The 24,166-nt window shown below is 54.5% G+C and carries 24 protein-coding genes; 17 read left to right on the forward strand and 7 right to left on the reverse strand.

Annotated features, from left to right (window positions below; all coding sequences use genetic code 11):
* Window positions 1-4 precede the first annotated feature (4 nt).
* Window positions 5-733 carry a uroporphyrinogen-III synthase gene (gene hemD / locus EL29_RS18815; RefSeq protein WP_028716130.1) on the reverse strand — a complete coding sequence of 243 codons (729 nt, stop codon included), beginning with the start codon at window positions 731-733 and terminating at the stop codon, window positions 5-7.
* Window positions 730-1,671: a hydroxymethylbilane synthase gene (hemC, locus tag EL29_RS18820; RefSeq protein WP_024471032.1), complete on the reverse strand. Its 942-nt coding sequence runs from the start codon at window positions 1,669-1,671 to the stop codon at window positions 730-732. The genes hemD and hemC overlap by 4 nt, the downstream gene beginning before the upstream one ends.
* Before the next feature lie 313 nt (window positions 1,672-1,984).
* Here hemC and EL29_RS18825 point away from each other — a divergent pair, with 313 nt between their 5' ends.
* The 10 genes from EL29_RS18825 (at window position 1,985) to EL29_RS18865 (ending at window position 12,677) form a co-directional block, all read left to right on the forward strand.
* Window positions 1,985-4,543: a class I adenylate cyclase gene (locus EL29_RS18825; protein ID WP_019106245.1), complete on the forward strand. Its 2,559-nt coding sequence runs from the start codon at window positions 1,985-1,987 to the stop codon at window positions 4,541-4,543.
* Window positions 4,544-4,679: 136 nt separating this feature from the next.
* Window positions 4,680-4,895: an LPS translocon maturation chaperone LptM gene (gene lptM / locus EL29_RS18830; protein ID WP_013024069.1), complete on the forward strand. Its 216-nt coding sequence runs from the start codon at window positions 4,680-4,682 to the stop codon at window positions 4,893-4,895.
* A 29-nt stretch (window positions 4,896-4,924) separates the two neighbouring features.
* A complete protein-coding gene (gene dapF / locus EL29_RS18835; protein WP_015701292.1) occupies window positions 4,925-5,749 on the forward strand; it encodes a diaminopimelate epimerase in 825 nt (274 codons plus the stop codon).
* Window positions 5,746-6,450: a DUF484 domain-containing protein gene (locus EL29_RS18840; RefSeq protein ID WP_013024071.1), complete on the forward strand. Its 705-nt coding sequence runs from the start codon at window positions 5,746-5,748 to the stop codon at window positions 6,448-6,450. Before dapF ends, EL29_RS18840 begins: the two co-directional genes overlap by 4 nt.
* Window positions 6,447-7,352, forward strand: a complete 906-nt coding sequence (gene xerC / locus EL29_RS18845) for a tyrosine recombinase XerC (protein WP_014595012.1) — start codon at window positions 6,447-6,449, stop codon at window positions 7,350-7,352. The genes EL29_RS18840 and xerC overlap by 4 nt, the downstream gene beginning before the upstream one ends.
* Window positions 7,349-8,065, forward strand: a complete 717-nt coding sequence (gene yigB, locus EL29_RS18850) for a 5-amino-6-(5-phospho-D-ribitylamino)uracil phosphatase YigB (RefSeq protein ID WP_014595013.1) — start codon at window positions 7,349-7,351, stop codon at window positions 8,063-8,065. Before xerC ends, yigB begins: the two co-directional genes overlap by 4 nt.
* A gap of 54 nt (window positions 8,066-8,119) precedes the next feature.
* Window positions 8,120-10,282, forward strand: a complete 2,163-nt coding sequence (uvrD, locus tag EL29_RS18855; RefSeq protein WP_019106246.1) for a DNA helicase II — start codon at window positions 8,120-8,122, stop codon at window positions 10,280-10,282.
* A gap of 67 nt (window positions 10,283-10,349) precedes the next feature.
* Complete coding sequence (gene ysgD, locus EL29_RS23465; RefSeq protein WP_349887138.1) at window positions 10,350-10,406, forward strand: YsgD/CorL family protein; 57 nt, start codon at window positions 10,350-10,352, stop codon at window positions 10,404-10,406.
* A gap of 167 nt (window positions 10,407-10,573) precedes the next feature.
* Window positions 10,574-11,527 (forward strand): magnesium/cobalt transporter CorA, encoded by a 954-nt coding sequence (gene corA, locus EL29_RS18860; RefSeq protein ID WP_014606985.1) that lies wholly within the window; start codon window positions 10,574-10,576, stop codon window positions 11,525-11,527.
* 97 nt (window positions 11,528-11,624) lie between these two features.
* A complete protein-coding gene (locus tag EL29_RS18865) occupies window positions 11,625-12,677 on the forward strand; it encodes an AbrB family protein (protein WP_014595015.1) in 1,053 nt (350 codons plus the stop codon).
* Here EL29_RS18865 and rarD read toward each other — a convergent pair.
* Window positions 12,648-13,547, reverse strand: coding sequence for an EamA family transporter RarD (gene rarD / locus EL29_RS18870; RefSeq protein WP_014595016.1), 900 nt, complete (start codon window positions 13,545-13,547; stop codon window positions 12,648-12,650). The genes EL29_RS18865 and rarD overlap by 30 nt on opposite strands.
* Before the next feature lie 120 nt (window positions 13,548-13,667).
* The gene (locus EL29_RS18875; protein WP_013024078.1) at window positions 13,668-14,045 is read right to left on the reverse strand and encodes a winged helix-turn-helix transcriptional regulator; all 378 of its coding nucleotides are present in this window, start codon (window positions 14,043-14,045) and stop codon (window positions 13,668-13,670) included.
* A 234-nt stretch (window positions 14,046-14,279) separates the two neighbouring features.
* On the opposite strand from EL29_RS18875, the gene EL29_RS18880 reads away from it, so the two are divergent.
* On the forward strand, window positions 14,280-14,753 hold the full coding sequence (locus EL29_RS18880) for a nuclear transport factor 2 family protein (RefSeq protein WP_014595017.1): 474 nt from the start codon (window positions 14,280-14,282) through the stop codon (window positions 14,751-14,753).
* 57 nt (window positions 14,754-14,810) lie between these two features.
* On the opposite strand, the gene EL29_RS18885 is transcribed toward EL29_RS18880, so the two are convergent.
* Window positions 14,811-15,281 (reverse strand): thioesterase family protein, encoded by a 471-nt coding sequence (locus EL29_RS18885; protein WP_014595018.1) that lies wholly within the window; start codon window positions 15,279-15,281, stop codon window positions 14,811-14,813.
* A gap of 190 nt (window positions 15,282-15,471) precedes the next feature.
* On the opposite strand from EL29_RS18885, the gene pldA reads away from it, so the two are divergent.
* From pldA to rhtC, 3 genes are read left to right on the forward strand one after another with little or no spacing between them, the layout of a single operon-like run.
* Entirely contained in the window at window positions 15,472-16,347 is an 876-nt protein-coding gene (gene pldA / locus EL29_RS18890; RefSeq protein ID WP_014606982.1) for a phospholipase A, read from the forward strand.
* A gap of 23 nt (window positions 16,348-16,370) precedes the next feature.
* Entirely contained in the window at window positions 16,371-18,197 is a 1,827-nt protein-coding gene (gene recQ / locus EL29_RS18895; RefSeq protein ID WP_013024082.1) for an ATP-dependent DNA helicase RecQ, read from the forward strand.
* 12 nt (window positions 18,198-18,209) lie between these two features.
* Complete coding sequence (rhtC, locus tag EL29_RS18900) at window positions 18,210-18,833, forward strand: threonine export protein RhtC (protein ID WP_013024083.1); 624 nt, start codon at window positions 18,210-18,212, stop codon at window positions 18,831-18,833.
* A 76-nt stretch (window positions 18,834-18,909) separates the two neighbouring features.
* Here rhtC and rhtB read toward each other — a convergent pair whose 3' ends face one another.
* The gene (gene rhtB, locus EL29_RS18905) at window positions 18,910-19,533 is read right to left on the reverse strand and encodes a homoserine/homoserine lactone efflux protein (RefSeq protein ID WP_013024084.1); all 624 of its coding nucleotides are present in this window, start codon (window positions 19,531-19,533) and stop codon (window positions 18,910-18,912) included.
* A gap of 114 nt (window positions 19,534-19,647) precedes the next feature.
* On the opposite strand from rhtB, the gene pldB reads away from it, so the two are divergent.
* Together pldB and yigL are read left to right on the forward strand one after the other, a co-directional pair.
* Entirely contained in the window at window positions 19,648-20,640 is a 993-nt protein-coding gene (pldB, locus tag EL29_RS18910; protein WP_014595021.1) for a lysophospholipase L2, read from the forward strand.
* 54 nt (window positions 20,641-20,694) lie between these two features.
* On the forward strand, window positions 20,695-21,495 hold the full coding sequence (gene yigL / locus EL29_RS18915; protein WP_013024086.1) for a sugar/pyridoxal phosphate phosphatase YigL: 801 nt from the start codon (window positions 20,695-20,697) through the stop codon (window positions 21,493-21,495).
* A gap of 40 nt (window positions 21,496-21,535) precedes the next feature.
* Here yigL and glpT read toward each other — a convergent pair whose 3' ends face one another.
* Window positions 21,536-22,876, reverse strand: a complete 1,341-nt coding sequence (gene glpT, locus EL29_RS18920; protein WP_013024087.1) for a glycerol-3-phosphate transporter — start codon at window positions 22,874-22,876, stop codon at window positions 21,536-21,538.
* 351 nt (window positions 22,877-23,227) lie between these two features.
* Between glpT and EL29_RS18925 the strand changes: the two genes are divergently transcribed.
* A complete protein-coding gene (locus tag EL29_RS18925) occupies window positions 23,228-24,088 on the forward strand; it encodes a carboxylate/amino acid/amine transporter (RefSeq protein ID WP_013024088.1) in 861 nt (286 codons plus the stop codon).
* Window positions 24,089-24,166: the final 78 nt, after the last annotated feature.

Raw genomic sequence — 24,166 nt, forward strand, 5'->3', positions numbered from 1 at the left:
AAGTTCAACATAACGCGCGCAACAGCGCATCGTTATCGGCACCATCGGCTACCTGAATAGTCTGCCAACCAAGATCGGCGGCCAGGGAAGCCAAACGTTCGCTGACGACGAGTAGTCGACAGCGGAGCAGCCATTCCTCACGATCGACCTCGGGGAACAGCGAATACAGCTGATGCAGCATCTCACCGCTGGTCACGACCAGCGTGTGAATATTACGATCGCGCCAGCGACGGCCTTCGATGGCGCCGTCATAGTGTTTTTGGCAACGTTGATAGCACTCTGCATAGGTGACCTGCGCGCCACGTGCCACCAGCGTTTCTGACAGCAGCTCGCGGCCCTGATTCCCTCGAAGGATAAGCGCATGCTTACCCGCTATTTGCTGCAATGTCGCCAGTTTTATCAACTCTTCGCTGGTTTCATGCGCGTGAGGGTAGGTCACCTGCAGGCCGCTGATCGTATGAAAAGCCAAAGCGGTACTGCGACCAATTGCATAATAGTCTACGTCAGCGGGCCATGCTTTGATGGCGTGCTGTGCAAAGTGAATAACCTGCTGCGAAAGGAGGAAAACGAGATCGCCGCGTTTCAACGTGGCAAGGGTGGCCGGTAACTGCAGGAGATCGTTACCCGGCGCGAATTCTATCAGCGGCAGGCTCCACGCCTGTTTACCCTGGGCGTGCAGGCGCGAGACCAGCTCCGCCGCTGCGGGTTCCGGGCGCGTCACCAGAATCGTCATACGGGAGGTTGCCCCTGATAAACGTCGCGCAGAATTTCACGTGCGCCACCGTTGAGCAACTCGTCTGCCAGCGAAATGCCCATTTGCTCTGCCTGATCGCGAGGCCCACGGCGTTCACCGCTCACCATGACGCTCCCATCGGGTGCACCCACCAGACCGCGAAGCCAGAGTTCGTCGCCTTCAAGTACGGCAAAGCTGCCAATCGGAACCTGGCAGCCACCTTCAAGTCGGGTATTCATGGCGCGTTCCGCTCTCACACAGACCGCCGTATCATCGTGATTCAATGCCTGTAACAGCGCAATTAACGTGCTGTCGTCTAACCGACATTCGATGCCAACTGCGCCCTGACCCACGGCGGGTAAGGAAATATCCGCAGGTAGCGGTTGGCGAATACGATCGGCCAGGCCAAGTCGATTCAACCCGGCGGCGGCAAGAATAATGGCGTCATATTCGCCAGCATCAAGCTTACTTAATCGTGTGCCCACGTTCCCGCGCAGCGAGCGAATCACCAGATCGGGACGTCGCGCGCTAATCTGGCACTGACGCCGCAGGCTTGACGTTCCAATGACAGCGCCCTGTGGAAGTTCATCAATTGACGCGTAGTGATTGGAGACAAACGCATCGCGCGGATCGTCCCGCTGGCAAATGGTGACCAGGCCCAGGCCTTCCGGAAATGCCACGGGCACATCTTTCATCGAATGTACGGCCAGATCGGCACGGTTTTCTAACATTGCCTGCTCGAGCTCTTTAACGAACAGCCCTTTCCCCCCCACTTTCGCGAGCGGTGTATCAAGAATGATATCGCCCTTTGTCACCATAGGTACCAGCTCCACGCGCAGGCCAGGATGGGCACTGATCAATCGTTGCTGTACATATTGTGCTTGCCACAGGGCAAGTGGGCTTTGTCGTGTAGCAATTCTGAAAATTTTGTTTAACATGCCGTTAACCATTTAGATCGTTCATCGAATATCCTATCATCGTTGAGGGAATGCTGTCAGTTTCAACGGATTGAAAAGAACCGCCTGCGGATTAAACCTGATATATCAGACAGTAATCTCAGGCCAGGCGCAGAGTGAGCGAAAAGTAGACGAAACCGTGCTAAAATGCAGGTAGCGTAACTTTCTTTACGGTCAATCCAGCGAGTGATAGATTGATCACGTTTCCAGCAATTATCTGCACGACATCTCTCTTATTAAGCGGCAGAGACTGGAAACAGGGTGCTTAAACTCCAGGACAACCAGGCGAAACGTCTTGTACCTCTATATTGAGACACTAAAACAGAGACTGGATGCAATTAACCAGCTGCGCGTTGATCGCGCACTCGCTGCCATGGGGCCCGCTTTTCAGCGAGTCTACAGTCTGCTTCCGATCTTACTACATTATCAACATCCGCTGATGCCGGGTTACCTCGAAGGTAGCGTTCCCCACGGCATCAACGTCTTCACGCCTGATGAAAACCAACTGCAGCTGCTTGCAGAGTTAACGGGCAAACAGGAACTCTCCCTGGTCGAAGCCCCTAAAGGTGAACTGCCTATCACTGGCATCTACTCAATGGGCAGCACCTCTTCCGTTGGGCAAAACAGCGTGTCCGATTTGGATATCTGGGTTTGCCATCAATCCTGGCTGGATAATGAAGAGCGCCTGAATCTGCAGCGTAAATGTGCGCTGCTGCAAAAATGGTGTGCCTCGCAGGCCATCGAAGTCAGCTTTTTCCTCATTGATGAAAACCGCTTCCGCCACAACGAAAGCGGCAATCTTGGTGGTGAAGACTGCGGTTCTACCCAACATATTTTGCTGCTGGATGAGTTCTACCGCACGGCGGTAAGAATGGCCGGTAAACGTATTCTGTGGAATATGGTGCCAGGCGAAGAAGAGCATCACTATGATGACTACGTGATGTCGCTGTATGCGAAAGGCGTGCTCACGCCAAACGAGTGGCTGGATTTGGGCGGCCTCAGCACGTTATCAGCAGAAGAGTATTTCGGTGCCAGCCTGTGGCAGCTGTATAAAAGTATCGATTCGCCCTATAAAGCGGTGTTGAAAACGCTGCTGCTGGAAGCTTATAGCTGGGAATACCCGGATACCAAACTGCTCGCGATGGATATCAAGCAGCGTCTGCACGACGGAGAAATCGTCTGCTTTGGCCTTGATCCTTACTGTATGATGCTGGAACGCGTTACACGCTATCTCACCAGTATTGACGATCAGCCCCGCCTTGATTTGGTTCGCCGCTGCTTCTATTTAAAAGTTTGCGAAAAACTCAGCAGTGACGATCACCCGCAGCGTAGCGGCTGGCGCCGTGAGATCCTGTCGCAGCTGGTTAAAGCCTGGGGCTGGGACGACGAAAAGATTGCTATTCTGGACAACCGTGCCGAATGGAAAATCGAGCGCGTGCGCGAAGCGCACAATGAGTTGCTGGATGCGATGATGCAAAGCTATCGCAACCTTATCCGCTTTGCTCGTCGCAACAATTTAAGCGTCAGCGCCAGCCCGCAGGATATCGGCGTGCTGACCCGTAAATTGTACGCCGCCTTTGAGGCCTTGCCGGGCAAGGTGACGCTGGTTAATCCGCAGATTTCTCCCGATCTGTCCGAATCCAATCTGACCTTCATTCACGTGCCGCCGGGCCGTGCCAACCGGCCAGGCTGGTATCTGTATAACCAGTCGCCGGACATGAGCTCAATCATCAGCCATCAGCCGCTGGAATATAACCGCTATCTTAACAAGCTGGTCGCCTGGGCCTGGTTCAACGGACTGCTGACCAGCAAAACGCGGCTGCACATTAAGGGCAATGAGCTATGCGATCTGGCGCGCCTGCAGGAACTGGTCGACGATGTCTCCAGCCATTTCCCGCTGCGTCTGCCTGCGCCCACGCCCAAGGCGCTCTACAGCCCGTGTGAAATCCGCCATCTGGCCATCATTGTTAACCTTGAGCACGATCCCACCTCGGCGTTTCGTAACCAGGTGGTGCATTTCGATTTCCGCAAACTCGATGTGTTCAGCTTTGGTCAGCAGCAGCAGTGTTTAATCGGCAGTATCGACCTGCTGTACCGTAACTCGTGGAATGAGGTGCGTACGCTGCACTTCAGTGGCGAACAGGCGATGATCGAAGGCCTGAAAACCATCCTGGGTAAAATGCATCAGGACGCTTCCCCGCCTGATACCGTTGAGGTGTTCTGCTACAGCCAGCATTTACGTGGATTGATTCGTACCCGCGTACAGCAGCTGGTGTCAGAGTGCATCGAACTGCGCCTTTCCAGTACGCGTCAGGAGCCAGGGCGGTTCAAAGCACTGCGTATGGCGGGCCAGACCTGGGGGTTGTTCTTTGAACGCATGGGCGTATCGGTTCAGAAGCTGGAAAACGCCGTTGAGTTTTATGGCGCCATTTCCAACAACAAGCTTCACGGCCTGTCGATTAAAGTCGAGTCTAATCAGACGCCACTGCCGCCTGTGGTTAACGGCTATGCCAGCGAAGGGATCATTCAGTTCTTTTTTGAAGATACTACCGACGATCGCGGTTTCAACATTTATATTCTGGATGAAAGTAACCGCGTCGAGGTCTATCACCATTGTGAAGGCAGCAAGGAAGAGCTGGTGCGGGACGTCAGCCGTTTTTACTCCTCGTCGCACGACCGTTTTACCTATGGCTCAAGTTTTATCAATTTTAACCTGCCGCAGTTCTATCAAATCGTGAACACAGGTGAACGTTATCAGGTCATTCCATTCAGAAATCAGGTCCTCACCGATCTCTGTGCCTCGCAGCCTGATAACGACAATAACGATTATCAGCCACGCTATCAGGTACATTGAGTTCGGTAAGCCCGCAATGATGCTATCTTCAGGGCTTGCCACAGCGCTCACGTGATTAGCTGGCATTTCCTGTTGCTTTTCCAACTTCAACTGCGATGATAAGCATCCAGGTCACAGGACATGAAGAGCATAAAGAATGAAGAAAGCGATAAGCCTGTTAGCAATGACAATGGCATTAACAAGCCTTGCAGGCTGTGGATTAAAAGGACCGCTCTACTTCCCGCCGCAGGACACGCCAAAACAAGCTGCGCCAACGTCAGCACCCACGCAAAAACAGAAAGCCGACGCGTCTAAAGCGGATGTAGGTGGTCTGGTGACGGGTGGTTCAAGCTCAAGCTCACAAATGAAATAACACTTATGGCGCATCCGGCGGAGCAAAAAATGCAGTTCTCCAAAATGCACGGTCTCGGCAATGATTTCATGGTTGTGGATGCCGTAACGCAAAATGTCTTTTTTTCGCCGGAATTGATCCGCCGGCTGTCCGATCGCCATCTCGGGATTGGCTTCGATCAGCTGCTGGTCGTTGAGCCGCCTTACGATCCCGATCTCGACTTTCACTACCGCATTTTTAATGCAGACGGGAGTGAAGTCGCGCAGTGTGGGAATGGCGCCCGCTGCTTCGCCCGTTTTGTTCAGTTAAAAGGGCTGACGAATAAAAGCGATATTCGCGTGAGCACCCAGGCTGGTCGCATGGTTCTGAGCGTGACACCAGACGATCTGGTACGTGTGAATATGGGCGAGCCAAATTTCGAACCCCAGCAGGTGCCTTTCCGCGCCAATAAAGCCGAAAACCTTTACCTGTTACGCGTGGCGGAACAAACGGTGATGTTTGGTGCCGTCTCCATGGGCAACCCTCACTGCGTAATCCAGGTGGAAAGCACGAAAACGGCCCAGGTTGAGCTTCTGGGACCGGTCCTGGAAAGCCATGAGCGTTTTCCGGAGCGCGTCAATGTGGGCTTTATGGAAATTATCAGCCCTGAACACATCCGGCTGCGTGTTTATGAACGCGGTGCAGGGGAAACCCAGGCGTGCGGTAGCGGTGCCTGTGCGGCGGTTGCCTGCGGTATCCAGCAGGGTATTTTAAGTCAGAAAGTACGCGTTGATTTACCAGGCGGCACGTTACATATCGCCTGGAAAGGCGTCGGACAGCCGCTCTACATGACCGGTCCGGCCACACATGTCTACGATGGGTTTATTCACTTATGAAAAATATCGAAGAGCAGGTGGAAAATACTGTCCTGCTGGACGATCAGGCCGTCAGTGATTATCTGCGTCAGAATCCTGATTTCTTTATGCGCAACGCCCGTCAGGTGGAACAGATGGCGGTACCGCACCCGGTTCGCGGCAGCGTATCGCTGGTGGAATGGCACATGGCGCGCCAGCGCAATCACATCCAGCGTCTGGAAGAAGAAATTACGCTGCTGATGGAGCAGGCGACCGCAAATCAACAGTTATTCTCACGTCTGCTTTCACTGCAAAGTCACCTGGCCGCCGCCAGCTCACTCCAGGATATGCTTAATCGCCTGCATCGCTGGGCGCGCGATCTCGGACTGGCGGGAGCCAATATCCGCTTGTTTAACGACAAGTGGCGACTGGGTGCGCCGTCTGACTTTGTGCAGCTTGGCCTGGCCCGTCAGGCTTTCGAACCGTTACGCATTCAGCGCTTCGGTAATGAGCAGCACTATCTGGGGAATATCAATGGCCCGGAGCTGCTGCTGCTGCTGCCTCAGGCAAAGGCCATTGGTTCAGTCGCCATGTCCCTGATGGGTGATGAGGGCGAGCTTGGCATCATTATCTTCAGTAGCCGTGACAGCCTGCACTATCAGTCGGGCATGGGCACCTTACTGCTTCAGCACCTTTCGCAGATGATACCTGCGCTGCTGGAACGCTGGGTGGAGCGCGCATGAGCAGCGTGTTGCAGGAGACCGTTGACGGCTTTCTGCGCCACCTGAAGGTTGAACGCCAGCTCAGCCCGCTTACCCTGAGCAGCTACGCGCGTCAGCTTGCCGCACTGGTGACAATTGCCGATGAGATGAAAATCAGCGCGTGGTCACAGCTCGATCCCGCCATGGTGCGGAGCATGGCGGCCCGCAGCCGTCGTGCAGGTCTGGCTGCAAGTAGTCTGGCATTACGTCTTTCCGCATTACGCAGTTTCCTTGACTGGCAGGTGAGCCGCGACATGCTGGCGGCTAATCCGGCGAAAGGGATCGCCACGCCGCGCAACGGTCGTCATCTACCGAAAAATATCGATGTTGATGACGTTAACCAGTTGCTGGAGATTGATCTCACCGATCCGCTGGCGATCCGCGATCGTACGATGCTGGAAGTGATGTACGGCGGAGGGTTACGTCTTTCCGAGCTGGTCAATATGGACTGCCGCCATGTCGATCTTGAGGCGGGAGAGGTTTGGGTTTTAGGTAAAGGCAGCAAGGAGCGGCGCGTGCCGATCGGTCGCACCGCCGTCAGCTGGATCCAGCAGTGGTTGCCGCTACGCACCGCGTTTAACCCTGGGGATGATGCGCTGTTTCTCTCCAGCCGTGGCTCTCGTATCTCTGCGCGCAACGTCCAGAAACGCTTTGCCGAGTGGGGAATTAAGCAGGGTATTTCCAGTCATATACATCCCCATAAGCTGCGCCACTCTTTTGCCACCCATTTGTTGGAGTCGAGTGGCGATCTGCGCGCGGTGCAGGAATTACTGGGCCATGCGAATCTGTCGACCACCCAAATTTACACCCATCTTGATTTCCAGCATCTGGCATCGGTGTACGATGCTGCGCATCCCCGCGCCAAACGAGGAAAGAGTGAATGAAGTTTTATCGCCCTCTGCGTGACATCAAAGCGATCACTTTCGATCTAGACGACACGCTCTACGACAACTATCCGGTGATCCGTAAAACCACGGAAGCCTCTCATGCTGCGCTGCAGGCTTTCCACCCGGCGCTGCGAGCCATAACGCCGGAAGACGTAGCCGCCTCGCGCAGTCAGTTACGTGCAAGCGAACCTGAGATCTACCATGATGTCTCTGAGTGGCGTCGGCGTTCAGTTGAACATGTCATGTGCCAGGCCGGTTTAACGCCATCCGAAGCCGCGGCGGGCGCGACGCAAGTTATGGATGTGTTCCATCAGTGGCGCAGCCAGGTCGATATGCCCGCTGAAACCCATGACACGCTGAACGCCCTGGCGAAGAAAGTGCCGCTGGTGGCGATCACCAATGGCAACGCGCAGCCTGAAAAACTCGGGCTGGCACACTACTTCCAGTTTTCACTCCGGGCGGGGCCAGACGGGCGCGCTAAGCCGTGGCTGGATATGTACCAGTTGGCCGCGCAACGTCTTAATATCGCCCCGGAACACATTCTGCACGTTGGCGACGATCTCACCACCGATGTGGCAGGCGCGATTCGTTTTGGCATGCAGGCCTGCTGGATTAACCTTCGTGAGGGTAATCTCATGCAGATCGAGGATGCCCGTCTGCTGCCACACGTTGAAATTTCCCAGTTGGCATCACTCACCTCGCTGTTATAATGGCTGTAAATTTATCCAGTCTTATGCTTCGCATTTTCTGACTTATTGGTGCTTATGGACGTTTCTGAACTGCTCGACGGTTTGAATGACAAACAGCGCGAGGCCGTTGCGGCGCCGCGCAGTAACCTGCTGGTGCTGGCGGGCGCGGGCAGCGGAAAAACACGCGTTCTGGTGCACCGCATCGCCTGGCTGCTGTCGGTAGAAAACTGCTCGCCGTACTCCATTATGGCCGTGACCTTTACCAACAAGGCGGCCGCAGAGATGCGCCACCGTATTGAGCAGCTCATTGGTACCAGCCAGGGGGGAATGTGGATAGGCACGTTCCACGGTCTGGCACACCGCCTGCTGCGCGCGCATCATCTTGACGCAGGTCTGCCGCAGGATTTCCAGATCCTCGACAGTGAAGACCAGCTGCGCCTGCTCAAGCGCCTGATTAAGGCGATGAACCTGGATGAGAAGCAGTGGCCGGCGCGCCAGGGCATGTGGTACATCAACGGCAAGAAAGATGAAGGTTTGCGGCCCAAGCATATTGAAAGCTACGGCAATCCGGTCGAACAAACCTGGCTGCGCATATACCAGGCCTACCAGGAAGCCTGCGATCGCGCCGGGCTGGTCGACTTTGCTGAACTGTTGCTGCGTGCTCACGAGCTGTGGTTAAACAAACCCCATATCCTGAATCATTACCGTGAGCGCTTCAGTAACATTCTGGTGGATGAGTTTCAGGATACCAACAATATTCAGTACGCCTGGATTCGCATGCTGGCGGGCGACAGCGGCAAAGTGATTATCGTGGGTGACGACGATCAGTCAATTTACGGCTGGCGCGGTGCGCAGGTCGAAAACATTCAGCGCTTTTTAAAGGATTTTCCCGGCGCGGATACCATTCGCCTGGAGCAAAACTACCGCTCGACCAACAACATTTTGAAGTCAGCGAATGCCCTGATCGCCAATAACAACGGCCGACTGGGGAAAGAACTGTGGACTGACGGCAGCGATGGTGAGCCCATTTCGGTTTACTGCGCCTTTAACGAGCTGGATGAATCCCGCTTTGTGGTCAACCGTATCAAGGCCTGGATGGAAAACGGCAATGCGCTGGCGGATTGCGCCATCCTGTATCGCAGCAATGCCCAATCGCGTGTGCTGGAAGAAGCCCTGCTACAGGCCAGCATGCCGTACCGTATCTATGGCGGTATGCGCTTTTTCGAACGTCAGGAAATCAAGGACGCGCTGGCTTATCTGCGACTGATGGCCAACCGCAACGATGACGCCGCCTTTGAGCGCGTGGTGAATACGCCAACGCGCGGTGTGGGCGACCGTACGCTGGATGTGGTGCGTCAGACGGCTCGGGAAAAGCAGATAACCTTATGGCAGGCAACGCGCGAGCTGCTTCAGTCGCGCGCCCTGGCCGGTCGTGCGGCCTCTGCGCTGCAACGCTTCTGTGAGTTAGTGGATTCGCTGGCAAGCGAAACCGTGGATATGCCGCTGCACGTGCAGACCGACAGAGTCATCAAGGATTCTGGCCTGTGGATCATGTACGAGCAGGAAAAGGGTGAAAAGGGCCAGGCCCGTATCGAAAACCTGGAAGAACTGGTGACGGCAACGCGCCAGTTCAGCTACCAGGATGAAGACGAAGATTTGATGCCGCTGCAGGCATTCCTTTCTCATGCGGCTCTCGAAGCCGGGGAAGGCCAGGCGGACAAATGGCAGGATGCGGTGCAGCTGATGACGTTGCACTCCGCGAAAGGCCTGGAGTTTAGCCAGGTGTTTATTGTCGGGATGGAAGAGGGCATGTTCCCGAGCCAGATGGCGCTGGATGAAGGCGGGCGACTGGAAGAAGAGCGTCGCCTGGCTTACGTCGGCGTCACGCGTGCCATGATGAAGCTGACCCTGACCTATGCGGAAACCCGCCGTCTTTACGGTAAAGAAGTCTACCATCGACCTTCACGTTTTATTGGCGAACTGCCTGAAGCCTGTATTGAAGAAGTCCGTTTACGCGCCAGTGTGACGCGACCGGTCAGTCATCAGCGCATGGGCACGCCGATCAGCAAAAACGACACGGGATTCGCCCTGGGGCAACGCGTTCGCCACGCCAAATTTGGTGAAGGCACTATTGTGAATCTCGAAGGCAGCGGAGAACACAGCCGCTTGCAGGTGGCGTTTCAGGGCCAGGGGATCAAGTGGCTGGTGGCCGCCTACGCTAAACTGGAAACCGTCTAGGCGCTGGTTGACGACTTTTTCGTCTCAGCGTAACATGCGCGCACTATTATCATGAGAGGACAATGCCTTGGACACGCCCAGTCGATGCTGGCTCATTAACCTGGTTTTCAGGAATAACATCTAAGGCTATCTCATTACGCTGGTAGCCTTAGCGGTTATCAGCGACCTCCCTTTTTAATCCGTCGCACGAGTCAGCACTGATTTATCCTTTATCCGTGTTCAGGTTCGCGGGTCTGCATTCAGACCGGCCGACAGCGTTGTCCCATAAAGTCTGCAATGGGGAGTCTTGCTATGCTGAGCGCATTTAAACTTGATAACAGTCGCCTGACGCGTCTGGAACTGGAAGATGAAAGCGATAAACTGACCACGTCAGTGTGGGTTGACCTGGTCGAGCCTGAAGAAGGCGAGCGCGACCGCGTGCAATCTGAACTGGGCCAGAGCCTGGCAACGCGCCCTGAACTGGAAGATATCGAAGCCTCGGCGCGTTTCTTCGAAGATGAAGACGGCCTGCACATTCACTCCTTCTTCTTTTTTGAAGATGCCGAAGATCACGCCGGTAACTCCACCGTTGCGTTTACCATCCGCGAAGGGCGTTTATATACGCTGCGCGAGCGCGAGCTTCCCGCTTTTCGTCTTTATCGAATGCGTGCCCGTAACCAGACATTGATCGATGGCAATGCCTATGAGCTGCTGCTTGATCTGTTCGAGACGAAAATCGAACAACTGGCAGATGAAATTGAGAACATTTACAGCGCACTGGAAAAGCTCAGCCGCGTCATCATGGAAGGCCAGCAGGGTGAGGAATACGACCAGGCACTCTCGCGTTTAGCCGAGCTGGAAGATATCGGCTGGAAGGTGCGCTTGTGTCTGATGGATACGCAGCGTGCGCTTAATTTTCTGGTCCGAAAAGCCCGTTTGCCGGGTAATCAGCTGGAGCAGGCGCGCGAGATCCTGCGCGATATCGAATCCCTGCTGCCCCACAATGAGTCGCTGTTTCAAAAGGTCAACTTCCTGATGCAGGCGGCGATGGGCTTTATCAACATAGAGCAGAACCGCATCATCAAGATCTTCTCGGTGGTATCCGTGGTTTTCCTGCCACCGACGCTGGTGGCATCCAGCTACGGCATGAACTTTGAGTTTATGCCTGAACTGAAGTGGAGCTTTGGCTATCCTGGCGCCATTTGCCTGATGATGCTTGCAGGCCTGGCACCTTATCTCTATTTCAAGCGTAAAAACTGGCTTTAATCATCAGCACGGGCTGTTAATACGGCCCATTTTGCTGGCCTGCCGCCTTAATTCTGCTACTCTAGCCGCTCAATTTTCATAATTGATTAATCATTCTATGGACGCTCTTTCGTTGCGCTGGCAATGGCTGCTGCTGTTAGTGTCATCTGTATTACTTGGCGCAATCTTCCAGTATTTTCACGTGCCGGCCGCCCTGTTGCTGGGACCCATGATCGTTGGCGTGGTCATGGGCCTGTCCGGTGCCACACTGCGTATTAACAAGCGGTTATTTCTGCTGTCGCAGGCGGTGCTGGGCTGCATGATTGCGCAAAGCCTGTCACCTTCTATCCTGACGCCGCTGCTGCAGGACTGGCCAGTCGTGTTAGCGGTCCTGCTGCTGACGCTGGCCGCCAGCGGGCTGTCGGGTTTTCTGCTGGTGCGTTTCAGCCAGCTTCCGGGCCCGACGGGCGCATGGGGATCTTCCCCTGGTGGTGCCTCTGCGATGGTCGCGATGGCGGGCGAATTTGGCGCGGACGTCCGGCTGGTTGCGTTCATGCAGTATCTGCGGGTGCTGTTTGTGGCGGGCGCGGCGGCCATGGTGGCGCGGATCGGGCTGGGCGACGGCGGTCATGCCGGCTCGCTGGTGTGGTTTCCGACGCTTAACAGCGGTTTCCTGGTGACAATGTGCCTGGTGGTTTGCAGCGCATGGCTTGGCCCATGGCTGCGTATCCCATCTGGCGCGTTACTGATACCTGCGCTGATCGGTGCAACCCTGCATTCAACCGGTACGGCGGTGCTTCAGATGCCAGAATGGCTGCTTGCCCTGGCGTACGCCATGATTGGCTGGAGCGTGGGGTTACGTTTCACCCGGCCGATCTTCAGACTGGCGTTAAGCACGCTGCCGCAGATGCTGCTGTCCATTTTTGGCCTGATGCTGCTGTGCGGTGGGCTGGCATGGATGTTAACCCGCGTGTTGCATATTGACCTGATGACGGCGTATCTCGCCACCAGCCCAGGCGGGCTGGACACGGTGGCGATTATCGCTGCCGGAAGCCGGGTAGATATGGCTTTTGTGATGGCGATGCAGACCCTGCGATTATTCACCATCTTACTGACCGGGCCGGCAATGGCGCGCTTTCTTTCACGCTTTGCGCATTCGGCTCCGCGCTGAAAACGCCACGGCATCCAGAATAAAGACCAGCAGAGCCAGCCAGATAAAACCAAAGGTTACCATTTTATCTGGCGTAACGGTTTCACCATAAAACAGCACCGCCAGCAAGAACATCAGCGTAGGGCCCAGATACTGAAAGAAGCCCACCGTTGACAGGCGCAGTCGGGTACAAGCCGCGGCGAAGAACATCAGCGGAATCGTGGTAACAATGCCTGCGGCGATCAGTAACAGGTTCAGGCTCATGGGGTTCGCGCTAAGGTGGCTGGTGCTGCTGTCAGCAAAGCCAAACAGATAGAGCGCGGCCAGCGGAAACAGCCACAGCGTCTCTATCAGCATGCCGCTCTGGGCATCGACCTGAATTTTCTTCCTCATCAGGCCATAAAACGCGAAGCTGAACGCCAGCCCTAAGGCAATCACCGGCACTGAGCCAAATTTCCACAGTTGCAGAAGCACGCCGCCAGCCGCCAGGGCGACCGCCAGCCACTGCAGGCGACGGAAACGTTCACGCAGGAAAATCATGCCAAACACAACGTTAATCAACGGGTTGATAAAATAGCCCAGGCTGGCTTCAAGCATATGCTGATTGTTCACCGCCCAGATAAACAGCAACCAGTTTCCCCCTACCGTTACCGCCGTAAGGGCCAGTAGCAGCACTTTTTTTGGCTGGCGCAGCACGCTTCTGACCTGTCCCCAACTGCGACTCAGGGTAATCAGTAACAACATGAACAGTGCTGACCAGATCACCCTGTGGGTCATGATTTCAGTCGCCGGTACGGCCTTCACTAATTTGAAGTAGGCGGGCGCAATGCCCCAAATAAAGTAAGCGCCAAGCGCAAAGCCGATGCCCTGACGGGTTTGCTGGGTATCCATAATTCATCCTGAAAATTTGTACTGTACCGGAGGTCACTGAAATACAGCGGCGTGACAGAGGGCCGCAATGGTAACGCAGTCCTCGTTATCTCTGTAGCCCGATCTGGCGATAATGCTGGGTCAGTCTTTCTCCTGCTCCAGCGCGCGCTGGCGAGAAAGGCAGATGGCCTGATGATTGTTATCTGCCCATGCAATTAATTGCTGCATGGGTTCGAGAAATGAACGGCCTAAATCCGTCAGGCTGTACTCAACGCGCGGCGGCACTTCCGGATAAAGTGTGCGCAGGATATAGCCATCCATTTCCAGCCGTTTCAGACTGCGTGACAGCACCTGACGGGCAACATCGCCAATATGACGGTGAAGTTCATTGAAACGTAAGGTCTGTTCGGCCAGCGCTTCGAGAATCAATAAACTCCATTTGTCGCCTATCCGGTCAAGCACATCCCGGATGGGGCAAGGTTGTTGATACGTAAAGGTTGCGGGTGAAGATTTGGGCATCGGGTCGGTTCCTGTGCATCGCTAAGCGTCACTTTCAGGTGATTAAGTCACTCTGGTGTGACTTCTTGTTATCCATTTTGCGCGAATGTAACATCCGTCACGACGTCAGTCTATTTTTGTGACCAGGTGTCTGAGCGAAACCCTGTATCGCATTCGACAGACGTCAGGCAATCCCTGTGTACTCAAAATCTGGTGCCTCGCGACCAGCGCTATGACGAACGATCAAGGAGAATAATGATGGTAGCTTTTCTGAAAACCCTGTTGCTGGCGGCAGGTATCCTGACCGCGGGTGCAGTTTACGCGGCACAACCTGGCGAAGGCCGGGATATCAAGGTGGAAGAGGCCAATCGTGCACTGGTGATCCATTTCTATGATCAATTTTTTAATCACCACAAGGTCGCTGAAGCGGCCCGGGTTATCGCGGATAATTACCGTCAGCACAATCCCGGCGTGCCAAACGGCAAGGCACCGCTTGTTAACTTTTTTACCGACTATTTCAGGAAAAACCCGCAGTCAAAAGCACGCATCGTCCGAAGTGCGACCGATGGCGATTTGGTCTGGCTGCATGTTCACTCCACCAACGGTGAACACGATCGTGGCCAGGCCGTTACGGATATTTTTCGCGTGAAAAACGGCAAAATTGTCGAGCACTGGGATGTGATTCAGGCTGTACCGGCGACGTCGGCGAACACCAATACTATGTTTTGATTCAGGCAGGATAACGCGTGGCAGTACTCAAACGCTGCCACGCGTTCAGTTCTGTGATCAACCTGTCAGATAGGTGGCTGTGGCGGTCGCGATGTAAACGCCCTGATCATTGTGTAACTCCACCCGCGCCACAGAGACTTTATTGCCGGCACGCAGTAAACGACTGGTGGCGATAAAACGCTCGCCGCGACCGGGACGCAGATAGTCTACCCGCATATCAATCGTTCCCATGCGAGACAGTCGCTGGCGGAGCATTTCCTCACTGATTGTTTCCTCACGCGTCAAGGCATGACTGACGCACACCATGCCTGCCGCCACGTCCAGTACGGCGGCGGTGACCCCACCGTGGAGAATCTGTTGAGCGGCATTGCCGACCAGCATGGTTTTGTTCACAAAACTGATTTCAGCGTAGTCGGCGTCAAGGTGATCCAGTTCCAGACCAAGTGCCTGGTTAAACGGCATATGATAAATAAAAATTTCACCGACCAGGCGGCGAGCGTCCTGCTGAGTCAATAGCACGGATGACATTGTGTTTAGTCCTGAACAGCTGACAAATGAACTGTAGATGTTAATGAGTTGTTTATTCTATGCTTCGCTCGACAGGGTTTCCAGTTTAGGAAATCAGCGCTGATGTTCGCTCACATTTGTGTGTAGAATGTCCTGCTTTTTACAACACCCATTCGCTTTTATGAATACGCAGTTTCCATTGGAGAATCCTATGCGTAAGCATCGCGCCTTGCTGGCGGCAATGTTACTTCCTGCTTTGGCGCAGGCGGACGAAGCCACGATCAAACACGTTCACGATGCACCCCAGGTTCGTGGCAGCATTATTGCCAACCTGCTGGAGCAGCATGACAACCCGTTTGTGCTTTATCCTTACGAAAATAACTATCTGCTTTACACGTACACTAGCGACATTAATAAAGAGGCGATTTCCTCTTATAACTGGGCGCAGAATGCCCGTAAGGACGAAGTGAAATTCCAGCTTAGTCTGGCATTTCCACTGTGGCGCGGCATCCTGGGTGACAACTCCGTGTTAGCCGCGTCCTATACTCAGCGCTCATGGTGGCAGCTATCCAATAAAAAAGAGTCGTCGCCCTTCCGCGAGACAAACTATGAGCCGCAGATTTTCCTGGGCTGGGCGACCGATTATTCGTTTGCCGGCTGGACGCTACGTGATGTTGAAGTGGGCGTGAATCATCAGTCCAATGGCCGTAGCGATCCCACGTCACGCAGCTGGAACCGTGTGTATACCCGCCTGATGGCGCAAAACGGTAATTTCCTCGCAGAGATCAAACCCTGGTTCCGTATTTCTGAGAGCGCCAGCACGGACGATAACCCGGATATTACAAAATACATGGGCTACTACCGGGCGAAAGTGGGCTATGCGATGGGTGACAGCATTTTCAGCGTGGAAGGCAACTATAACTGGAATAGCGGTTACGGCGGCGCTACGCTGGGCTGGAGTTATCCCATCACCCAGCACGTGCGTTTTTACACCCAGCTTTTTAGCGGCTATGGTGAATCTCTCATTGACTATAACCACCGTCAGACTCGTTTAGGCGTAGGTGTGACCCTTAACGATTTGTTCTAACCAACCATTAAGTCAGGAATACAGTGGCAACCTCGGCAGTTCTTAATCAGGAAGCGTTGGCGCAGCAGGTATTGCAGGATACCTTCGGCTACCAGCAGTTTCGTCCCGGTCAGCAGACAATCATAAATGAAGCGCTGAGCGGGCGGGATTGCCTGGTGGTGATGCCGACCGGCGGCGGTAAATCACTCTGCTATCAGATTCCGGCGCTGGTGCGCGAGGGGCTGACACTGGTGGTGTCGCCACTCATCTCTCTGATGAAAGATCAGGTGGATCAGCTCCTGGCAAACGGCGTGGCCGCGGCCTGCCTGAACTCGACCATGACGCGCGAGCAGCAGCAGGTTGTCATGGCCGATTGCCGCAACGGGCGCGTGAAGCTGCTCTATATCGCGCCAGAACGTCTGATGATGGACAACTTTCTTGACAGTCTGGCGCACTGGCAGCCCTGTATGCTGGCCGTTGATGAGGCGCACTGTATTTCCCAATGGGGACATGATTTCCGACCGGAATATGGCGCGCTGGGACAGATGCGCCAGCGCTTTCCCGATCTGCCCGTCATGGCGCTGACAGCGACCGCTGACGAAACGACCCGTCTTGATATCATTAACCTGCTGCATATGCAGGATCCGCTGATTCAAATCAGCAGTTTTGACCGCCCCAATATTCGTTACACGCTGGTGGAAAAATTTAAACCCACTGAGCAGTTGCTGCGTTACGTACAGGATCAGCGCGGTAAATGCGGCATTATTTACTGTAACAGCCGGGCAAAAGTTGAGGATACCGCCGCACGTCTGCAAAGCCGGGGGTTAAGCGTTGGGGCATATCATGCCGGAATTGACAGCGCCCAGCGCGCCCGCGTACAGGAAGCGTTTCAGCGCGACGATTTGCAAATCGTGGTGGCGACCGTGGCATTTGGGATGGGCATCAACAAGCCTAACGTGCGTTTTGTGGTGCACTTTGATATTCCACGCAACATTGAATCCTATTATCAGGAAACAGGACGTGCCGGACGTGACGGCCTGCCGGCAGAAGCCATGATGCTCTACGATCCTGCTGATATGGCCTGGCTGCGCAAATGCCTGGAAGAGAAGCAGCCTGGCCCGTTACAGGATATTGAACGTCACAAGCTGAATGCGATGAATGCTTTTGCCGAAGCGCAGACCTGCCGTCGTTTGGTGCTGCTGAACTACTTTGGTGAAGGACGTCAGCAGCCCTGCGGGAACTGCGATATTTGCCTCGATCCGCCAAAGCGTTATGACGGCCTGGTGGAGGCCCAAAAGGCACTCTCCAGTATTTATCGCGTCGGCCAGCGCTTTGGTATGGGCTACATTGTCGAAGTATTGCGCGGTGCCAATAATCATCGCATCCGCGAACAGGGACACGACAAGCTGCCCGTTTATGGGCTGGGTAAAGAAAACAGCCACGAGCATTGGGTCAGCGTCCTGCGTCAGCTGATTCATCTGGGGCTGGTGACGCAAAACATCGCCATGCATTCTGCGCTGCAGCTAACTGAAGCGGCCCGACCGGTATTGCGTGGTGAAGTTCCGCTGATGCTGGCGGTGCCAAGACTGATTACCGCCAGACCGAAAAGCAGCGGGTCGGCCAAAGTGTATGGCGGCAACTACGACCGCAAGCTGTTTGCCAAGCTGCGTAAACTGCGTAAAGCGATAGCCGACGAAGAGAATATTCCGCCCTACGTTGTGTTTAACGATGCAACCTTGCTGGAGATGGCAGAGCAGATGCCGGTGAGCGCCTCAGAAATGCTCAGCGTGAACGGCGTGGGGCACCGCAAACTGGAACGTTTCGGTAAGCCGTTTTTGCTGATGATTAAAGAACATCTCGATGAAGAGTAAAGAGGAGTTACCATGTTGATTTTGTTCGGCACGATTGCCCTGGTCCATCTTGTTGCCCTGATGAGTCCCGGCCCGGATTTCTTTTTTGTCTCGCAAACCGCCGCCAGCCGTTCGCGCAAAGAAGCGATGTTGGGCGTTCTGGGCATTACCCTGGCGGTCATGATCTGGGCCGCGGTAGCGTTGATGGGCCTGCATCTGATTTTGCAAAAGATGGCCTGGCTACACCAAATCATCATGGTCGGTGGCGGACTCTATCTACTATGGATGGGTTGGCAGTTAATTGGCTCAGCCCGTCAGCGCCACAAACAGCCCGTACAGCAGGAACCTGTCGTCGAACTGCCCAGGAAAGGCATGAGCTTTATTAAAGGCCTGCTGACCAACCTGTCGAATCCCAAAGCGGTTATCTACTTTGGTAGCGTCTTTTCCTTGTTTATCGGTAACGATGTGGGGGGGCTGGAACGCTGGGGGCTGTTCGTCCTGATAAGCGTTGAAACCTTCGCCTGGTTTTCTCTGGTCGCGGCTGTTTTTGCCCTGCCGTGGATGCGGGATAAGTATCAACGTGCTGCGAAGTGGGTAGACGGTGTTGCGGGCGTGCTGTTTGCCGGTTTTGGCATTCATCTGATCCTGTCGCGCTGATAGCCGGTTACCGGACACGTCAGTCGTTACGGCAAGCTGCCGACAGCGTCACTGTCGTGCGGCAGCCTCCGCCGGTTCAGGCGATACGTCTGGCGCTGGCCAGCAGTCCCCCAATCGCGATGAATAAGCCGCCGAAAATGCGGTTCATTAGCTTCATCTGCCTGGGCCCTTTGATCCATCCTGCAATGCGCGTGGCTAATGTGGCATAGCCAATCATGACGATGATATCCACCAGAACGGTTGTGACGCCCAGCACCAGATACTGCAGCATCAGCGGCTGGTGAGGCAGGATAAACTGGGGAAACAGCGCCGCCAGAAACACAATGCTTTTGGGATTCGTCAGGTTCACCATTACTGCCCGCTTGAACAGGCGACGACGCGGCATGGCTTTCGACATAGCGTTGAGGTCAATCGCGCCCGCAGTGCGCCACTGTTGGATGCCCAACCAGACCAGATAGCCTGCACCGGCCCACTTTAAAATCTCAAACGCCAGCAGCGACTGGGAAAAAAGCGCCCCAAGACCGATCCCCACCAGGGCGATATGCAGGGCAAGACCAACCTGCAGGCCTGAAATAGACGCGACCGCACCACGATAACCGTGGCTGATGCCCGTGCTCATGGTGTTAATGGCACCAGAGCCGGGTGAAAGGCTAAGAATTGTGGTGGTAAGAAGATAAGTCAGCCACCATTCGATGGTCATGGGTTGTACTCCCTGTCACGTCTGAAGTGTGACACAATACGCCAGAATGCTGCGCAGGGCTATGGACATCATGCGGCCGTTCAGACTCTTTTTTTCCGGCAATCAGGAGGGCGGATGAAGCAACACAGAGCAAGCTGGCTGCAACGCGAAAAGGCCTTCGCTGCCTTCGCGACCGGCCCACTGCTTGATTTCTGGCACAGCCGTGAAGAGTGTGAATTTACCGGTGTTGAAAATCTGACCTTACGTTACGTTCGGTTCATTTCACCGCAACACAAGCGCGTGATTGTAATCGTTCCCGGGCGCATTGAGAGCTACGTTAAATATCCCGAGCTGGCCTACGATCTGTTTCACTGTGGGTTCGATGTGATCGTGCTCGATCACCGTGGTCAGGGGCGATCCGATCGGCTGCTGGATGATTCGCATCTTGGACATGTGGTGGAGTTTTCCCACTATGTCGATGACCTTGAAACGCTCTATCTGAAAGAGATTGTGAGCCGTCATTATCAACAACGTTATGCGTTGGCGCATTCAATGGGGGGCGCAATTCTGGCCCTGTTCCTGGCGCGTCAGCCTGGCGCGTTTCACGCTGCGGCTCTGGTTGCGCCGATGTTTGGCATCGCGCTGCCGTTACCCTCTTTTCTGGCGCATAAGATCCTCGACTGGGCAGAGAAACGACCTGCCGTTCGCGATGGCTATGCATTAGGCACGGGGCGCTGGCGGGCTCATCCCTTTGGCATTAACCGTCTGACGCACAGTCATGAACGTTATCGTCGCAGCCTGCGTTTTTATGCGGACGACCCGGCGATTCGTGTTGGCGGTCCCACCTATCACTGGGTACGGGAAGGCATTCATGCCGGACGCAACATATTCAGTCAGGTTGATAAGATAACGACGCCGCTATTGCTGCTTCAGGCAAGCGAAGACAGCGTGGTGGATAACCGCTCACAAGATCTGTTTTGCGCCGCCATGGCGGCAGCCGGTCATCCCTGTGAGGGCGATAAGCCCCAGGTTATTAAAGGTGCACGCCACGAGATTCTGTTTGAAAAAGACAGCATGCGCGCCGAAGCATTGAATGGGATCGTCGATTTCTTTTTATCGCATCACTAGTTATCCGTTTACATTACCGGCTACGGCCAACCGACACAGATACCCGAGGTTTTCATGTACCACATTGTTGTGTCCGACCTGGACGGCACACTGCTCTCACCCGAACACCGCCTCACGCCTGATGCCCGAGAAACGTTGCAGCAGCTGGTGGCAAAAGGCATTCACTTTATTTTCGCCACGGGCCGCCATCACATTGATGTTGGACAAATGCGCGACAAGCTGGGGATTCCGGCGTATATGATTACGTCAAACGGTGCCCGTGTGCATAATCCAGCCGGCGAACTGATTTTTAGCCATAACCTGGATTGGGATATCGCCCAGGACCTGTTCGGCCTGCAGTACCATCATCCGGAAGTGCTGACCCATGTTTATCGTGACGATGAGTGGTTTGTCAGCCGTTGCAGTCCGGCAGAGAAAGATTACTTTCGCGAATCTGATTTTCATTATCAGGTTTATGAACCGGGCATATTGCCCACTGACGGCATCAGCAAAGTCTTTTTCACCTGCGAAGAGCCTGAACACCTTATTCCAATGGAGCTGGCGATTGAAGCGCGTTGGGGAGACAGGGTCAACGTCAGTTTTTCACTGCCCACCTGTCTGGAAGTGATGGCGGGCGGCGTCTCAAAAGGCCACGCGCTCGAATCTGTGGCAAAACAGTTAGGCTTTACGCTGAAAGACTGTATTGCCTTTGGTGATGGTATGAACGACGTCGAAATGCTGAGTATGGCGGGCAAGGGCTGCATTATGGCTAATGCGCATCAGCGCCTGAAAGATACCTTGCCAGAGCTGGAAGTGATTGGCAGCAATGTTGAGGATGCCGTGCCGGCGACGCTCAGAAAGTTGTATTTATCGTAGTGCGCCGGAGCAGAAGGCCGGTTAACCGGCCTTCTGACGGCTAGGCCAGTTTTTGCTTGTGTTTATGCTCGCTGACCATAGTGAGCAGCAACAAAATCACTGCCAGCACACAGCCCACAATCATGACTAAAAATCCGCCATCCCAGCCAAAATAGTCCACCGTGTAACCCACAATGGCGCTGGCTGCAACCGATCCTCCCAGATAACCGAACAGCCCGGTAAAGCCCGCGGCCGTCCCGGCGGCTTTTTTCGGCGCCAGCTCCAGCGCGTGGAGTCCTATCAGCATCACCGGCCCGTAGATCAGGAAGCCAATAATAATCATACAGGCCATGTCCACACCGGGATGACCCGGCGGATTTAACCAGTAAACCACCGTTGCGATGGTCACCAGCGTCATAAAGAACACGCCCGTCGCGCCACGGTTTCCGCGAAACACCTTATCGGACATCCAGCCGCACAGTAGCGTGCCAGGGATCCCCGCATACTCATAGAAGAAGTAAGCCCAGGACGACTTATCCAGCGTGAAGTGTTTCACCTCTTTGAGGTAAGTCGGTGACCAGTCCAGAATGCCGTAACGCAGCAGATAAACAAACACGTTTGCCAGGGCGATATACCAAAGTAATTTATTCGGCAGAACATACTTCATGAAGATTTGTTTCGCCGTGAACTCTTCTTCATGGCTTTCGTTGTAGTCAGCCGGATAATCGTTTTTGTAGGCTTCGATGGGCGGCAGACCGCAGGACTGCGGCGTATCCCGCATCAGGGCAAAGGCCAGGATGGCAATGACAATGGCGCCAAAGGCCGGCATATAAAGGGCCGCCTTCCAGTCGTTAAACCAGGCCATTCCCAGCAGAAACAGCAGGGGAGGAATGCCGCCGCCGACGTTATGGGCACAGTTCCACACCGAGACAATGCCGCCGCGTTCCTTTTGCGACCACCAGTGCACCATAGTGCGTCCGCAGGGTGGCCAGCCCATTCCCTGAAACCAGCCACAAATAAACAACAGCACAAACATCACCATGATGCTGGAGGTTGCCCAGGGAACAAACCCCATGAACAGCATCACGAAAGCGGCCAGGATCAATCCTGCGGGTAAAAAGACCCGTGGATTAGAGCGGTCGGACACCGAGCCCATAATAAACTTGGAAAAGCCGTAAGCGATGGAGATACCGGAAAGCGCAAACCCCAGATCGCCTCGTGAGAAACCCTGTTCAACCAGATAAGGCATGGCCAGGGCAAAATTCTTTCTGACGAGGTAGTAAGCCGCATAGCCAAAGAAAATACCGATAAAGATTTGCCAACGCAGGCGGCGGTAGAGTGGATCGATACGATCCTCTGCCACCTGAGGCTGGTGTGGTGCAGGTTTAAAAATACTTAACATTAGGGTGGCCCTCCGGGCGCATTATGGTTTTGATTCCCAGCAGGTTGGGTCGAAAGAAAAAAGGGTGCTCGCAATGCACCATTTCGCGCAGAGAATAGACAGAGGCGGACTGGGTTACTGTGATGAATGACAAATTTGTTACAGTTTTATTACAGTAAGGCGCGAAAATGCCAGGCAGATGCGCTTTTTCGCCCATTTTTAACCTCAGGCATGCTCTCCTGAGCGGATAAAAGTCGGGGTGAGGGATCGTTGCCTGATCGCCTGGTAAATAACCAGATGTCAACCAGATAATGCAGCTCTGATTCAGGACATTGTTTACACTGACGCTCTGTTTATTTCGGGGTTGTTACCGTGCTTTTATTGATTGTTACTACCATTCTGTGGGCATTCTCCTTTAGCCTGATCGGTGAATACCTTGCCGGGCAAGTGGACAGCTGGTTTTCAGTGCTGATGCGCCTGGCGCTGGCCGCCATTGTGTTTCTGCCGTTCCTGCGCTGGCGCGGCTATCGGCCTTCGACGCTCTTGCTCTATATGCTGGTAGGGATGTTGCAGCTGGGCATTATGTATTTGCTGAGTTTTGAAGCCTATCTGTATCTGAGCGTGTCAGAATTCCTGCTGTTCACCGTAATGACGCCGCTGTATGTCACCTTAATCTACGACCTGATAAGCCGAAGGCCCCTGCGCGTGGGCTACATTTTCAGTGCGCTGCTGGCCGTTGCTGGCGCGGCAATCATTCGTTATGACAAAGTCAGCGATAACTTCTGGTTTGGTCTGCTGCTGGTCCAGTTGGCGAATATCTGCTTCGCGGCGGGGATGGTGGGCTACAAACGTTTGCAGGAAACCCGTCCAATGCCGCAACATACGGCGTTTTCATGGTTTTATCTGGGCGCGGTTCTGATTGCGATCGTTGCCTGGGCAGCCTGGGGCAATCCCCATAAATTGCCTACCACGACGCTGCAATGGGGCATTCTGGTCTGGCTGGGCGTCGCGGCTTCGGGGCTGGGCTACTTTATGTGGAACTACGGCGCGACGCAGGTCGATGCTGGCACGTTGGGCATTATGAATAACATGCACGTTCCGGCCGGCTTATTGGTGAACCTGGCGATATGGCAGCAGAAGCCGCACTGGCCAAGCTTTATCGCAGGAGCCATCGTGATTATGGCGTCGCTGTGGGTCCATAAGCGATGGGTGGTAGGCAACAGCGCAAGATAGTCCGTGGCGGGCCTTGCCAGCGAGTAAACCGTTGCGGGAGAGGAATGCAGGGCATCTGGGCTGGAAACAGGCTGTGAA

Source organism: Pantoea ananatis LMG 2665 (assembly GCF_000710035.2).
GTDB classification, from domain to species: Bacteria; Pseudomonadota; Gammaproteobacteria; order Enterobacterales; family Enterobacteriaceae; genus Pantoea; species Pantoea ananatis.